The sequence below is a fragment of the Pseudomonas sp. UF-293 genome, from assembly GCF_058245595.1.
In genome coordinates this window covers 21,418-34,545 of sequence record NZ_JBSICA010000019.1, presented here as the reverse complement: position 1 = coordinate 34,545, position 13,128 = coordinate 21,418, and the positions used below count along the sequence as shown (strand labels likewise).

The following is a 13,128-nucleotide window of genomic DNA, read 5'->3' as shown; positions in this document are numbered from 1 at the left end:
CAGCCAATTACGCGACACGTTTTGCGAATCACGAAAACGTGTCGCGACACCGAGCAATACAACAGGGCATACGCCCATCAATGGCGCCGAGGCGTCGAAGGAGTAACGCATGACATCAATTGCTGAACTCGGCATCAGGGTCGATTCGACCGATGCCGCGCAGGCTGGTACGGATCTGGACAAGCTGGCGGCGGCGGGTGGCCGCGCCGAAAAAGCGGCAGACCGGGCATCCGCGTCGTTTCGAAAGCAAACGGACGACTTGGCCGGCCTGCTGGGCGAGATTGATCCAACAGTGAAAGCCCTGGGGCGGCTGGACGATCTTGAGTCGCGCCTTGCCAAGCACAAAAAGCTGGGATTGGACCCTGCCACATTCACCGAATACCAAGCGAAGATTGAGCAGGCGAGGAACAACATCGGCCGCTTCGACGACGCCCTAACCCGTTCCGGTAACACCGCGAAGCAGACCGCCGCCGCGCTGCGTGGCGTGCCTGCGCAGTTCACTGACATTTTCGTGTCTCTTCAGGGTGGCCAGGCCCCGCTGACTGTTCTGCTTCAACAGGGCGGGCAGTTGAAAGATATGTTTGGGGGCGTCGGTGCGGCGGCTCAGGCCCTCGGCGGCTATGTACTCAGCCTGGTTAACCCGTTCACGGTCGGCGCCGCCGCCGTTGGCGCGCTCGGCCTGGCCTACTACAAGGGGAGCCAGGAAGCGGTCGAGTTTAAAAACGCTCTGACGCTGACCGGCAATGCTGCTGGCGTCTCCGCCGACGCACTGTCGAACATGGCCAGCCAGGTAGCTGCCACTGTGGGAACCACCGGCGCCGCCGCCGACCTACTCACGAAACTGGCGGGCAGCGGCAACATTGCCAGCGGTAGCTTCGAAGACGTGGCCACCGCCGCTCTACAAATGGAAAAGGCCACCGGCCGCGCCGTCGAGGAGACCATTGCCGAGTTCGTGAAGATCGGCAAAGACCCGGTGGCAGCCGCCAAGGAGCTGAACAGCCAGTACCACTTCCTGACCTCAAGCACCTATGCCCAGATCGTGGCGCTAAAGGAACAGGGCGACACCATCGGCGCGGCCAAGCTGCTGACGGACACCTACGTCGACACCATCAAAAACCGTAGCGGCGAGGTCACAGAGAACCTGTCCATCTGGGAGCGTGGCTGGAAAAGCCTGAAGGGCGAGATCTCGGCCACTGCCGACGCGGCCAAGAATATTGGCCGTGACGACCCGTTGGCGAAGCAAATTGTCGCAGCTCAGCAGCGCATTGCAGCAGCGGCCAGCGCCCTTAAAGCCGATCCGGACGACACGGACAACAAGCAAAAGCTTCAGGATTCTGAGCTGGAATTGAAATTCCTCACCCAGCAGAAGAACACCCTGGACGGCATCGCAAGAGCTCAGGGATTGAGCGCGGAGACTGAAAAGAAAGCGATGACCGCCCAGGACAGCCTCCACGCTTCCTACTTGGCCGGCCTCGACAAGGAGGCGAAGAAAAAACGCGAGATTGAAGAGCTTGACCGAAAACGAGCCGACGCACTCAAGGGCGAAAACGCGGATGTCGCGAAGATCAATCGCGAGTACGAGGTCAGCCGCAAAGCGCTGAATGAGCGCTTCAAGCCGACCGCCGTGCGCTCGTCAGTGAACCTGACCGGCTCCAACGATGCGCAGAATCAGCGCGCCGCGATCGTCAGCGAATACAAGAACTCTCAGAAGGAGCTGGAGGCGGCACAAAAGGCAGGGATCATCTCGCAGCAGTCGTATCTCGACCAGCGCACAGCGTTGATCCGGGCCGAACGCGACGAGGTAACCGGCGCATATCAAGGCGAGATTGCCGCATTGGAAGCGGCCAAGGGCAAGACCAGCACCAGCGCCGCCCAACGCATCGAGCTGGACCAGAAGATCGCCGACGCACGCACGAACATGGTCAAAGCCCAGAAAGCAGCGGACAGCGAGCTGAAAGTTCTGCAGATCGAAGAATCCGGTCGCCTCGATCGCCAGACAGCCTCCTCCAAAGCCTACGTTGATCAGCTCGAGCGCCAGCGCCAGGCCCTATCCCTGTCAGGCGGTCGCGCGGTTACATCTCTCGGCCTGGGCGATCGCGAGGCCGGGCTCCAGCGCGACCTCGATGCCTCACGGGACAAGTTCAACGACGAGCGCTTGAACCTGCTGGACCGTCGCAAGACCGCACCGGATAAATACACCCAAGCCGATTACGAAAGGGATCTGGCGAGCCTGGAGACAGCCGAGGGCAAGTATCGCGACACGGTCCTCGAGAACTACGGAAAGATGTCCGAGGCCCAAGGCGATTGGCGTAAAGGGGCGACCGCCGGCTTCAAAAACTACCTCGAATCGGCGCGCGACTTGTCAGGTCAGGCGAAGTCGTTGGTTACCGGTGCCTTCGGAGAGATGGAAGACTCGCTGGTCAATTTCGCCATGACCGGCAAGCTCTCGTTCGCTGACTTCACCAAGTCGATCATCGCTGACATGGCCCGTATCGCTTCACGCCAAGCCAGTTCCGCCCTGCTGAACAGCTTGGTCGGCGCCGCAACCAGCTCCTTCACCGGGAGCGGTACCGGGAATGGGCTGGCGGCCGGATCAGCTGGCGCGGTCTCTTCGAACCTCGGCGCTTCGCAGGCCGGCTACTCCGGGAGCTACTTCCCACAGGCCGATGGTGGAGCGTGGTCGAGAGGAGTACAAATGTTCTCCAATGGCGGCGCGTTCACAAATTCGATCGTGAACAAGCCGACAGCTTTTGGCATGGCCGGCGGTGGCCTTGGAGTGATGGGCGAAGCGGGCGACGAGGCAATCATGCCTCTGACCCGTACCGCGGGCGGCCAGTTGGGAGTGCGCGCGATCAGCGGCGGCGGGAATGGCGCAGGTAATTTTTACAGCTTCCCCGTAGCGGTATCGGTGCAAACCGCCGGTGATGGCAGTGCGACCAGCACAGAGGACACGACGCGTTTGGGCAAGGGCATTCAGCAGGCGGCGAAGGTCGAGGCGGAAACGGCCATCGCTCGCGCGCTTCAGCCAGGCGGTTCGATCTGGCGCCTCACAAACGGGAGAGCATGAAATGGCATTTGAATATGACAAAGGTGTCCTCGCTGGGGTCATCAGCGACGCGGTGACGAACCATTTCTTGGCGATGATCCCCAGTCAGCCGGACGCAGCAAAGGTTCGGGAGGTGCTGGAAGAAGCCATAGATGTCGTGGTTCGCACAACGTCCGTGCTCCACGAGGAATTTGAACAGCGGTCTGCGGAAATTCTCAGCGAGGGGCGCAAACACTCAAAAGCGAATGCCGATCGATACCTCAAAATGATCATGAGTCCGGGAAGCCCGGCGTGGAGACCGAGCAAATGACGCACTACGTACGATTCACCAAGGCCTGCGAAGCGACAGACTTTGTTGGCGCCCCTGGCACTATCGGGGGTTACATCGTCTGGACCGTTAAGCACGTACGAGAAGGCGAGCGGATTGAGCTCGAGGGACCGTTCTTCACTGAGGAGGAGGCCCGGATCTCCGCTGAGCTGATGCGCATCGAGTACCGCGGAGCCCGGGCCTACCAATCGATTCACAGCTCAGCCTGGAATCCAGACGTAAACCGCGAGATCGCCATTCGAAACGACGCGATGGCCGCCCGCATGATCCTTGCCGGCCAGCTCGGTATGGAAATCCCCAAACACAGCGCCCAGGGCGCCCAGGAGTAAGAAATGGCAATGGCAACCGACTACGGCAACAAGACCTTGATCCTACTGGGCGGCAGCGCTGGCAAGCTCTTTGGCCGCAAACACCTCTACGAACTCTCAACGGGCGATGTCCGCGAGGCGGTTAAGGCGGTAGACGTGAATCACCCGGGATTTGCCAAATATCTTGCCGACGCAAAGGCCCGCGGCCTGGAGTTCGCCATTTTTCGAAACCGGCGCAATATCGGCGAGAAGGAGCTCGGGATGGGGCGAGCAAACGAGATCCGCATCGTCCCAGTTATTCATGGGAGTAAGCGAGCGGGACTATTGCAAACAGTGTTGGGGGCGGTGCTGATCGTGCTCAGTCCGTTCACGAACGGCGCCACACTCGCGCCGGGCATAGCGCTCGCCGCCGGCGGCGTGATCCAGATGCTCAGCCCGCAGGCCTCAGGCCTAAGGCAGAGCGCCGGACCTGAAAACGCCCCGTCCTACGCCTTCGGAAGCGCCAAGAACACCACAGCCAGCGGCAACCCGGTGCCGATCTGCATCGGCGAACGCCGGTGGGGCGGGATGATCATCTCAGCCTCGATCTACGCCGAAGACAAAATGTAGGCGTGGTGTTGTAAAGTCACAATTCACTTTTGAGGACGAACCAAATGCACAGGATTTTTCTCGCGTTCATCGCCGCCGGCGTGCTGGCCGCCTGCTCCAGTACACCGGTCGACCAAGCGTCGGCGAAGAAAGTGCCAGCAGCCAGAACGTTTGCGTTTCAGTCAGACGTTCCGGGCGGCGCCAAACTGGTGGTGAGTCGAGATAGTGGCTTTTGGGCGTCCGGTGGATGCTATGCGACGGTGTTGGTCGATGGCAGGAAAGCCGCGCGTATCGACACAGGCGAGATCGTGGCGTTTCAGGTCAAGCCTGGTCGCCACATCATCGGTATAGCGGGTGACGACGACGGTAACGGCGTATGCGCGCTACAGATCGGCCAGCCGGTGAAGGAGACGGCCACGCAGGTCGGCGCCGGGGATGTTCAGAAGTTCAGGGTGTCCGGTACGCAAAACGGTACCGATATTCGCCCCAGCTCCTTCTGACCCAATTGCAGCATTGGGCGGCTCCAAGGATTGAGTCGCCCACCGCCCCTTCGTAAAGTTGGTAACCAAGCGTGGTAACCACCTTTGGTAACCATTCCAAAAGCCTCACACAGACGTGGCCAACCTTGACAATTGTTAACAGGGTTGCGGGCTTGAGCGCGTGGCCATGTCAACAATTGTCAACCTTCCGCCCCCGTGACGCACTCCTCACGATGTCAGGTTTTGTCAGGTTCATCCGCGCGTGCAACCGCTGGTAGACGTGACAGGTCATCGATATTTTGCACAGCGACACCCAAGGCGGCTTTCGCCTCCGTCAGGATACTGTCCGCTTCATCTTGGGTAACGATTTCGCAATGAACAAACGCGCCTAGGGTCCTGAGCAGCTGATCGAAGTGAAACTGCGGATTCGCCGATCCAGCAAGGATGATTTGGATTTCCGCGTGGGCGTAACTCAGAACTTTATCGTGAAGCCGATCACCGGAAGTCATAAGCCGCGCTCTCCATGGCACTACACCATGGACGCCAAACGGTTCGATTGCACGGTTTATCGATTCGTTTCCACGTCAGGGTGGGGCTGTGATTGGCCGCTGGTGTAGCGCGAACAACGCGCATTTGGTGGCCAGCCTAATAGTTGGCCCGTACGCGCTCGATGAGTTGAATCGAGTCTCTGCAGTACATCATCCACTTGCAGCATCCGGACGAAGTAAAGGCCTCGCTGCGCCTCGAGCTGTCTCAGCACAACACGAACCTCCAGGCGGAGAGATATTGCCTCCGCCCTCAGACTCCTGGCCTGCTGAGCCTCAGCGAAGAGGTTGCGGGCGCCGATCAAATTCTTCGTCATATTTCAATTCGTCCCAAAGCCCGGGCCATCGATTTCACGTCACAGATGTCCACAGAGGACCGAGCCAGCAAAAAGCGGACTCAGGCGAATTGACGAATGGTTTCCGGTATCCACGCTGGTATCCACCATCTGTTAGCAAAAGTTAGTACGCGCAGCATCGATCTCAGGGCAGCATCGAGCCACGTATCCAGCCAGTGACCATTCGCGGTGACCATCGGTAGTGACCACTCCCACCGGTCACCGAATGAGCCTTCGCGCACGTCTTCACGCAGGATCCTCACGCACCCAAGAGCCCGCGAAGCCCCTGTGGGAGCGAGATTCCCAACGCTGGTACGCAGTTCAGTACGCACGATCGGTACGCAGACAGAGCTCTTGCCTGCCCATGCTGTTAATCGGTATCGATCACGTTCATGACAACGCTCCCCTACCGGCGCAGAATCGATGAATAATCACAGCAGCGGCCGCAGAGCTCGGCTCGGATCTATCGTGAGGTCAAAGGTGAAGTCATGAGCGACACCCCCGACGAACCCATTCAATTCATGCGCCTCCGAGAGGTAAAGGAAATGGTAGGGCTCAGTACAATGACCATCTACAGATTGATAGCGGCCGGTCAGTTTCCGAGTCAGGTAAGGCTCGGGCCAAACTCAGTCGCCTGGGTGAAATCGGAAGTCCAGGAATGGTGCCGACGCAAGGTAGAAGACTCGCGAGCTCCCAGCGGAAAAGCTACTAAATAGGTCGATCGCACAGGTGGTTAGCACGATTAGTTCGCACCTGGTTCGCAACCACCATTGCGCGCGAACCGTCGCCCCGTGCCGACCTTTCGCGACAAAGTCGTAAAACCCCGGGCTGGCGCCCCGGCGTCACCGTTATCCAAAGTTATGGTTGGCGCCTGGAGCTTTCCACTATGGTTTCCACCATAAGCAGTGGTTTTTTCTGGAAACCTGCGGACCGAACGGCATATTGCTCTTCAGTACGGAGTGAACGTTTTCCCCCACTGGGGAAACACCCCATGACTGAGTAAGGGTTCGCATATTCGGCTACATTGATTCGCATCATGTGGAGGGATACGGGTATGCCATCAATGGAAGTAGCGCTTGTCGGCGGGGAGCGCTCTGCGCCGGCGCCTGGACTCAAAGGCGAATGTCCTCTCTGCGGAAAGCCCGCACAGGCGAAATGTGGCCCGATCATACGCTGGCATTGGGCTCATGCTGGCCGGCGGCACTGCGATCCATGGATGGAGAATGAAGGCCCATGGCATCGCGCCTGGAAAGCTCTGTTTCCGTTTGAGTGGCAAGAGGTTGTGGCCCATGACCATGCTGGCGAAAAGCATATCGCTGACGTGAAGCGCCCAGACGGCACAGTAATTGAGCTCCAAAACTCTCCGATGAGCCTTGAGGAGATGAACAGTCGCGAGCTGTTCTACGGGGAGCGCATGATCTGGATCGTAAACGGGGAGAAGTTCAAGGAGAACATTCGAATCGGTGACGCTCTGCCTGATCCTGATCATCCGAAGGTCAGAGAGTTCAAACTGGCCATGCCGGTATACGCTCCGTGGACAAAGGCATGGCGGAAACCCTGCTTGGATGGAGGAGCCTTCGCATATTTTCGTAGGAGCGATATCGCTGCCGCTACCTCACCACGGCCGATGCTGGAACTACTCCACGGCAGAGACTTTGATGGAGCGGTCGAGGAGTCGTATCGCGGGCAGCATACATGGTCATGGCGGAAGCCACGCGAAGGCTGGTTGTTATCCCAACGAACCGTGATATTCGATCTTGGGGAGAGTGGGATGTGGGCGATTGCGGAATATGACCAGGCTCCATGCCTCCAACGAATCTCTCGCCGAAACCTGATGGAGTCGCTACTGTCTGGCGCAGCGCCCGATCTCACCTGGTCACTCGCCCCTTATACCGGTTGGATGATGCCCGAACCTCTTTGACCACGCTTTGACGGAATGTGAGACAAGCATGAGACGGAATCCAAGGCCGGTGGGCGTCAGGGGCTTGTTCCGCCTTGGCCACGTCAAAGTGGGGAGGTTGACCGTCTCACACCAATTGAACTCCGATGGATCGACGGGAGTAGCTGACGGATGACAGACGTTATAGAGTCGCCGCGATCACGTATAACTTCGGCTCGCACGACCCGGGCCACAGCTCTGCAATACCTTGCTAGGAGAAATGGATGTCAGACGTAGTTCAGCTAGTTATTAAGTCCGAGGCCGACGCCTTTGCGGCAGTAGAGCAGGCGTTAGAGGGAAAATTTGACGATCAAAGCGTTGTCATCCAATTCGAGGGATGGCCTCATTTCGATGTCGATATAAAAGGGGAGCGGTACCATAGCTCTCTACCCACAGGCGTTCTGAAGTCGTTCATCGAATACCAGAACGCTATGAACAGAGCTTTCGCGTCCGTCGCGTACGGCAAGACCGCCAAAGGCATGACGGATCAAGAGCGCAAGGATATTGAGCTAGTCTTTGAGATCCATGAAGGATCAACAGACACCAATGCCACGCTGGTCGAACCACTTACCAAATTGGGAGAGAAGGCCATAGAACGCATGACGGGGAAGCAATTGGTCCTCACTATCCTAGGCTCGGCGCTTATCCTGGGCGGAGCATGGACGGCCGTTCATTGGATCGATAAGGACGCTGAGGTAAAGGTCGACGCCCAAAAGTCAGCGCTGATGACTCGCGTGCTACAGCAGAACGAGCACCTGGTTCAGCTACAGACAGACGTAGCCAAGTCGGCAATGACACTTGTTAAAGGCGCCCATGATGCGGAGCGCATCAAATACGGTGACGTCACCTTAGAAAAGGACCAAATCGATGCTATTAATCAGCGTGGTCGAGTAGCAACGGTTCCAGCTCGAATGGACGGAAGCTATCAGGTGCTCCAGCTCAAGCGTCTGGAGGATCGATGGCGCATCGTGCTGTATAGCGAAGTACACGGTCAGTTCCAAACCGATCTATTCCGAGGCCAGAATGCCGCCGAGTGTATAGAGGAGATTTCCACGGCTTTTGCTCGACACAGCGACATTAACCTCTTCGTGCTCGGCAGGTTCAAGGGCGGGACGGTTCAAGCGGCAACTATTTTAGGCAGCAAAGCGCGTGGGTTGATTGTTCCCGACGTAGCGCCACCGCCTGAGGCGGATGATGATGAATCTCAAGAATGAGCCTACATCGCCCGGTAGCTTGCCGGGCTATTGACTCGTACCAGCTATCCGCGCGCCGCTGCGGAACCCTTGACCATCCTTGACGAGATTTTTGACAGGTCTTGACGGATTCGACGCGCTCCACCACCCACCGACACGCTGGAGGTCACGCAGAGCAACGCTTTGCGGTCATCGCGCAACTTGGCCAGCACCAGCCTCGTCAAAAAATTAGGGGGTGCCCGTCAAGGTGATTGCTCGGTCAATCGTCAGGTCTACGCCGGCGGGATGGGTTGCTGAAATACCAAGCCGATCAAATCCTTAGCGCGCCAACCAATTCTAGACAGGCTCTAGACGGATTCCATTTGGCGGAATGCCTTCCAGTAGTCTGGCAGCCTTATGGCGTGTGGCTTCCAGCCAAAACAGGGTGCCGATCGGCCGATGCCCCGTCTAATATTTTGTGGGCTCCTTGCGCCTGACAGCGGGCCGGAGCCGGTAGCAGGAAACTACCGGAATCCCGGTAGTTTCGATTGCGCGCTGATAACATCTGCAGATCATCGCTGGCGCCGATTTGGTCCAGCGCCAGCATTCCGCGAGCCAGAGGATAGCGCCGTGTCTGTGATCGATTGCGATTACCTGCCAACCGAGAAAGTGAAGATCCCCGCCGAGCTGGCGCTGCTGATCATCAGAAAGGCCAGCGCCATGGCGGCTACCTTCGAGGAGCAGGCGCTCGACCAACTGACCAAGGACGCGCAACGAGCGCTCAGGCAAGGCGCAGACCCGCGAAAGGTCATCAGGGAAATGAGGCTGTGAGAGGCGCCGGTGAGTTTTCGCCACCTGCCCTACCGAAATGGGATGGCAGGTAGCCGCGGCCACTCCCCCGTCCCGGGGTAGCGCTTCTTGGCGTCGGTTCGAAGCGTGGTTACCGTTCGTCGGGTACAGGTGAGTAGCGTCAATGGTGAATTCTGAACGACGGCGAGCAGGCCAAAAACAGCCCAGCAGACGGCGCCGTGTATCCCCTGGTGTATCCCTTGAATATCACAGATTAAGAATATCCAATAGATACAGTAGGTTAGTCGTCCAGTTCAATTGCCTGTGTAGCCACCAAGTACTAAAAACGGCTTACCGAAAGGTAGGCCGTTTTTTTATGCCTTGGGAAAAGTTGCGCTCTGCTTCACTCGCAACCTACCGCTTAATGTCAGCGGATCGATTCCACGTGCCCCATCAGAGAAATGCCGCAGGGAAAAAATCAGAAAGCCCGACATCGAGCCGAGCTTCTTATTACCACGGTGGATCACGCTGCTGTGTGTTCCTGATCATCCTGACTGTGAGCGACCACCTTCGACAAACCGAGCCCCACAGCAGACAGTACCTTCAGTAGCGTCGAAAGGCCTGGGTTTCCATCTGCTGAAAATTGGCGGTAAAGATTGCCTCTATTGAGTCCGGTTGCGTTGGAGACAGCGGCAAAACCGCCTCTCGCTTCCACCACACGTCGCACCGCGGTGAGAAACACAGACTCACCGCCCTCTTCATCAATTTCTTCCAATGCTGCAACGAGATATTCGAGAGCGAAATTCTCGTCCGTGCGCAGCATTTCGAGAACACTGTCCTCGTGATTGCTTACGCTTTTCATTGAGCTACCTCTTCAGCGCCTTCCAGATTTCATTTGATTGATCGATGTCGTGTTGCTGCCTTTGTTTTGTTCCACCGCCCAGCAAAAGTGAAGCCCCTCCTGGCAACCGTACAGAAACCATCCTCAGGCAACGCCGCGTAGGCTGTCGACCTGAATAATCTGTAAGAGAAATCCGGCGTAGTCAGCGATTCAACGGAAAAGACTACAGCCGCGACCGACAATGGTTTTGCCTGAATCAGGCGCAAAACCGCTGGACTGAGATAGCCCTGTAGGAAGCAGGCTTTGCTCACGTAAGAACTGTATTTTTCATCACTTCAAGCACTCGCCCCTTTCTCCCCGAATTGCCCTTCGACCGACAAGCTCCCCTGGCTCGATTCAGCGCCATGCAGGGAGTTGGCATGCCTCAATACAAATACCTTCTCGACGATGACTGGTTATTAAATCCGTATAGCGGTGGCAGGGCCTGGTTTACTTTGCTTCCACCGAAAGCGACGGAGCCGGTGTACATCGAGAAGGATGAGTGGCCTGCGCCCAAGCCACGCGAAGACAGGGTATTTGCCAAGTCCTGCACGCCGGACAACTGGTGTCGCACGGACGCTGGCACTGCCGAGGAGCCAGCCAGCAACTTCGGCAAGATCATGGTCGCCGGCGCCATGCTCATGCCATCCGCCAGTACCGCTGTCGCGACGGCAATAGGCGCCGACCTGGCTTTGGGGCGTCTGGCCGGCGGCGGGATTCTGCAACAGCGCCTGAACTGGGCCATCCGTGGCGCCGGCGGGCCGGCCAGCGTGTTGGTGCTGGGAATGCTGCCAAGCAAAATGGCCGACGGCACGCTTCACACCGACGAAGAACTACGCCGCATGAGCCGCGCCACCACGCGCGTGCGCTTCCAGTTTCGTCGTGATGCCGAAGGTGTTCTGCGGGTCTACGGCATCCACTCCGGCGCCTCTGGCGACGACGCCGTACGCACGGTGAACGTCAAGTGGAACGCCGACAAGACCGCCATGGAGGCCAAGCTCAACGGCATCACCATTCTCTGGACGCCGCAACGCGGGCCGTTGGGATCGATGCCTCCGCTGGTTTATCCCGACCACGGTGAGGCACTCGACCCGATCCTCGTCCACCCGATCCCGGACAACACCGATAGCCAGATTGAGGGTCTGCCGGGCAAGGATGTAACAGCCGAGGATTGTATTCTGGTGTTCCCGGCGGACACCGGGCTGAAGTCGTTGTATGTGGTTTATTCGAGGCCGGCGAGGCAGACGCCGGGGATCGTTACGGGGGTGGGTGAGGATGTGTCGGGGATATGGCTTGCGGGGGCTGATTCGGGCGTGGGGGTTCCGATTCCAACAGACGTTGCCAACTCTCTACGAGGACGAGAATTCAAAAACTTCGACTCATTCAGAGCAACCTTTTGGAAAACGGTTGCAGAGTCAGCATCGGGGGGTGAGTTGATTGAACAGAATGTTGGTCGCATGCGTAAGGGTAAGGCGCCACGAGTGCGTAAAGCCGATAGAGTCGGCGGTAGAAAGTCTTATGAAATTCACCATCTCGAAAAAATATCCAACGGCGGTGGCGTATATGACCTAGATAACCTTCGAGTAAATACTCCTCGGAACCATATAGATATACACCGGCGTGAATAGGCAAATATGAAAGACACCTTATTAAAAGCCAGCATTTCTGAGTACACAGAGGCCGAATTCGTCGCGCTACTACAAGAGCTCGCGAAAGAGGATGAAGAGGCTGAAAACGATGATCGTGCTGATTTACTGTTGGCACACTTCGAGACAATCAGCGAGCATCCAGCAGGATCGGACTTGATCTACTACCCGGAGCCTGGTGCTGATAACTCGCCTGTGGGGGTAATGCAAAGTGTCAGGGACTGGCGAGCAGCACAGGGATTGCCGGGGTTCAAAGACTCTTGATAAGTCGTGCCGTTGAGAGTTCGAGCCATTGAGTTAACTTTGGCTGTTAGGATTTATTGCGTCACAACATATCCAAGATTCGTGCAGGAGATAGGCAATGGCAACGGAATTCCTTATTAAAGACGATTTGTCAGATTACACCGAGCAAGAATTCATCAACCTCCTTGAGCGCATTGTCGGAAATGAGGGGAGCGAGAAAGAAGAAAGCAAGCTCGTTCTTCACTTCAATTTGATTTGTGGACACCCAATAGGATCCGATTTGATTTTTTACCCTGAAGATGGCGCCGATGACTCGGCACAGGGGATCATTGACTCATTGAAGAAATGGCGTAGTGACCATGGGCTGTCGGGCTTCAAGCAATGATAAGAGAACGTACCAAGCAAAGCATAGCTGACTACACCGAAGCAGAATTCTTGATATTTGTGCAATCTGTTCTTGCAGCCAACACAAGCCCAGACGAGATTCTCGATCCGCTGTTGTTTGAATTTGTACGTCTGTGTGAGCACCCAGCGGGCACTGACCTTATCTATTGGCCCGAGGATATGAAACAACAAACAGCCGAGGGCATTACCGAAATCGTGAAAAAGTGGCGCTGTACCCATGGTCTACCCGGCTTCAAGCAATAAGTTTCTGACTCACTAACCCTGCATCACTCTCAAGAAGATCGCATCGCCTGAGTTACCGCTTTCGCGAGCAGGCTCGCTCCCACAAGGGCATCGTTGTCGGCCAATCGATTGGCGCGGCCGCTGAGCGGGAGGGCTGTAATCCCCACGCAGTTTGCACCCCGCCGGCCCGCTCGATAAAGTCC

At 57.2% G+C, this 13,128-nt stretch carries 15 protein-coding genes; 13 read left to right on the top strand and 2 right to left on the bottom strand.

Annotated elements, in window-relative coordinates; genetic code table 11:
* The first annotated feature begins 109 nt into the window (after nt 1-109).
* The 5 genes from AC4IHP_RS19095 to AC4IHP_RS19075 are packed head-to-tail and all read left to right on the top strand — an operon-like array spanning nt 110 to nt 4,770.
* A complete protein-coding gene (locus AC4IHP_RS19095; RefSeq protein ID WP_490832456.1) occupies nt 110-3,067 on the top strand; it encodes a phage tail tape measure protein in 2,958 nt (985 codons plus the stop codon).
* Nucleotide 3,068: 1 nt separating this feature from the next.
* On the top strand, nt 3,069-3,356 hold the full coding sequence (locus AC4IHP_RS19090; protein ID WP_490832455.1) for a hypothetical protein: 288 nt from the start codon (nt 3,069-3,071) through the stop codon (nt 3,354-3,356).
* Nucleotides 3,353-3,703 carry a hypothetical protein gene (locus AC4IHP_RS19085; protein WP_490832454.1) on the top strand — a complete coding sequence of 117 codons (351 nt, stop codon included), beginning with the start codon at nt 3,353-3,355 and terminating at the stop codon, nt 3,701-3,703. Before AC4IHP_RS19090 ends, AC4IHP_RS19085 begins: the two co-directional genes overlap by 4 nt.
* 3 nt (nt 3,704-3,706) lie before the next feature.
* A complete protein-coding gene (locus tag AC4IHP_RS19080) occupies nt 3,707-4,291 on the top strand; it encodes a tail assembly protein (RefSeq protein WP_426160050.1) in 585 nt (194 codons plus the stop codon).
* A gap of 44 nt (nt 4,292-4,335) precedes the next feature.
* The gene (locus AC4IHP_RS19075; RefSeq protein WP_434698875.1) at nt 4,336-4,770 is read left to right on the top strand and encodes a hypothetical protein; all 435 of its coding nucleotides are present in this window, start codon (nt 4,336-4,338) and stop codon (nt 4,768-4,770) included.
* Between the two features lie 215 nt (nt 4,771-4,985).
* On the opposite strand, the gene AC4IHP_RS19070 is transcribed toward AC4IHP_RS19075, so the two are convergent.
* Nucleotides 4,986-5,258, bottom strand: coding sequence for a hypothetical protein (locus tag AC4IHP_RS19070; protein ID WP_490832453.1), 273 nt, complete (start codon nt 5,256-5,258; stop codon nt 4,986-4,988).
* An 859-nt stretch (nt 5,259-6,117) separates the two neighbouring features.
* Here AC4IHP_RS19070 and AC4IHP_RS19065 point away from each other — a divergent pair.
* The 4 genes from AC4IHP_RS19065 to AC4IHP_RS19050 all read left to right on the top strand — a co-directional run bounded on the left by AC4IHP_RS19065 (nt 6,118) and on the right by AC4IHP_RS19050 (nt 9,571).
* On the top strand, nt 6,118-6,345 hold the full coding sequence (locus tag AC4IHP_RS19065) for a helix-turn-helix transcriptional regulator (RefSeq protein WP_490832452.1): 228 nt from the start codon (nt 6,118-6,120) through the stop codon (nt 6,343-6,345).
* 500 nt (nt 6,346-6,845) lie between these two features.
* Nucleotides 6,846-7,550: a hypothetical protein gene (locus AC4IHP_RS19060; protein WP_166221129.1), complete on the top strand. Its 705-nt coding sequence runs from the start codon at nt 6,846-6,848 to the stop codon at nt 7,548-7,550.
* Between the two features lie 242 nt (nt 7,551-7,792).
* Nucleotides 7,793-8,782: a hypothetical protein gene (locus AC4IHP_RS19055; protein WP_166221128.1), complete on the top strand. Its 990-nt coding sequence runs from the start codon at nt 7,793-7,795 to the stop codon at nt 8,780-8,782.
* A 588-nt stretch (nt 8,783-9,370) separates the two neighbouring features.
* Entirely contained in the window at nt 9,371-9,571 is a 201-nt protein-coding gene (locus AC4IHP_RS19050; RefSeq protein ID WP_490832451.1) for a hypothetical protein, read from the top strand.
* 481 nt (nt 9,572-10,052) lie between these two features.
* Here AC4IHP_RS19050 and AC4IHP_RS19045 read toward each other — a convergent pair whose 3' ends face one another.
* Entirely contained in the window at nt 10,053-10,391 is a 339-nt protein-coding gene (locus AC4IHP_RS19045) for a helix-turn-helix domain-containing transcriptional regulator (protein ID WP_206421567.1), read from the bottom strand.
* Between the two features lie 398 nt (nt 10,392-10,789).
* Here AC4IHP_RS19045 and AC4IHP_RS19040 point away from each other — a divergent pair, with 398 nt between their 5' ends.
* The 4 genes from AC4IHP_RS19040 to AC4IHP_RS19025 all read left to right on the top strand — a co-directional run bounded on the left by AC4IHP_RS19040 (nt 10,790) and on the right by AC4IHP_RS19025 (nt 12,946).
* Nucleotides 10,790-12,037, top strand: coding sequence for an S-type pyocin domain-containing protein (locus AC4IHP_RS19040; RefSeq protein ID WP_490832450.1), 1,248 nt, complete (start codon nt 10,790-10,792; stop codon nt 12,035-12,037).
* A gap of 6 nt (nt 12,038-12,043) precedes the next feature.
* Complete coding sequence (locus tag AC4IHP_RS19035; RefSeq protein ID WP_122693172.1) at nt 12,044-12,319, top strand: bacteriocin immunity protein; 276 nt, start codon at nt 12,044-12,046, stop codon at nt 12,317-12,319.
* A gap of 97 nt (nt 12,320-12,416) precedes the next feature.
* On the top strand, nt 12,417-12,683 hold the full coding sequence (locus tag AC4IHP_RS19030; RefSeq protein ID WP_490832449.1) for a bacteriocin immunity protein: 267 nt from the start codon (nt 12,417-12,419) through the stop codon (nt 12,681-12,683).
* On the top strand, nt 12,680-12,946 hold the full coding sequence (locus tag AC4IHP_RS19025; protein ID WP_490832448.1) for a bacteriocin immunity protein: 267 nt from the start codon (nt 12,680-12,682) through the stop codon (nt 12,944-12,946). Before AC4IHP_RS19030 ends, AC4IHP_RS19025 begins: the two co-directional genes overlap by 4 nt.
* The last annotated feature ends 182 nt before the right edge of the window (nt 12,947-13,128 follow it).

What these genes read in the sequence shown, in the direction of transcription:
- AC4IHP_RS19075 (WP_434698875.1), top strand. Translation starts at nt 4,336, where the DNA reads ATGCACAGGATTTTTCTCGCGTTCATCGCCGCCGGCGTGCTGGCCGCC.
- AC4IHP_RS19090 (WP_490832455.1), top strand. Translation starts at nt 3,069, where the DNA reads ATGGCATTTGAATATGACAAAGGTGTCCTCGCTGGGGTCATCAGCGAC.
- AC4IHP_RS19070 (WP_490832453.1), bottom strand. Translation starts at nt 5,258, where the DNA reads ATGACTTCCGGTGATCGGCTTCACGATAAAGTTCTGAGTTACGCCCAC.
- AC4IHP_RS19095 (WP_490832456.1), top strand. Translation starts at nt 110, where the DNA reads ATGACATCAATTGCTGAACTCGGCATCAGGGTCGATTCGACCGATGCC.
- AC4IHP_RS19055 (WP_166221128.1), top strand. Translation starts at nt 7,793, where the DNA reads ATGTCAGACGTAGTTCAGCTAGTTATTAAGTCCGAGGCCGACGCCTTT.
- AC4IHP_RS19040 (WP_490832450.1), top strand. Translation starts at nt 10,790, where the DNA reads ATGCCTCAATACAAATACCTTCTCGACGATGACTGGTTATTAAATCCG.
- AC4IHP_RS19065 (WP_490832452.1), top strand. Translation starts at nt 6,118, where the DNA reads ATGAGCGACACCCCCGACGAACCCATTCAATTCATGCGCCTCCGAGAG.
- AC4IHP_RS19025 (WP_490832448.1), top strand. Translation starts at nt 12,680, where the DNA reads ATGATAAGAGAACGTACCAAGCAAAGCATAGCTGACTACACCGAAGCA.
- AC4IHP_RS19035 (WP_122693172.1), top strand. Translation starts at nt 12,044, where the DNA reads ATGAAAGACACCTTATTAAAAGCCAGCATTTCTGAGTACACAGAGGCC.
- AC4IHP_RS19030 (WP_490832449.1), top strand. Translation starts at nt 12,417, where the DNA reads ATGGCAACGGAATTCCTTATTAAAGACGATTTGTCAGATTACACCGAG.
- AC4IHP_RS19085 (WP_490832454.1), top strand. Translation starts at nt 3,353, where the DNA reads ATGACGCACTACGTACGATTCACCAAGGCCTGCGAAGCGACAGACTTT.
- AC4IHP_RS19080 (WP_426160050.1), top strand. Translation starts at nt 3,707, where the DNA reads ATGGCAATGGCAACCGACTACGGCAACAAGACCTTGATCCTACTGGGC.
- AC4IHP_RS19060 (WP_166221129.1), top strand. Translation starts at nt 6,846, where the DNA reads ATGGAGAATGAAGGCCCATGGCATCGCGCCTGGAAAGCTCTGTTTCCG.
- AC4IHP_RS19045 (WP_206421567.1), bottom strand. Translation starts at nt 10,391, where the DNA reads ATGAAAAGCGTAAGCAATCACGAGGACAGTGTTCTCGAAATGCTGCGC.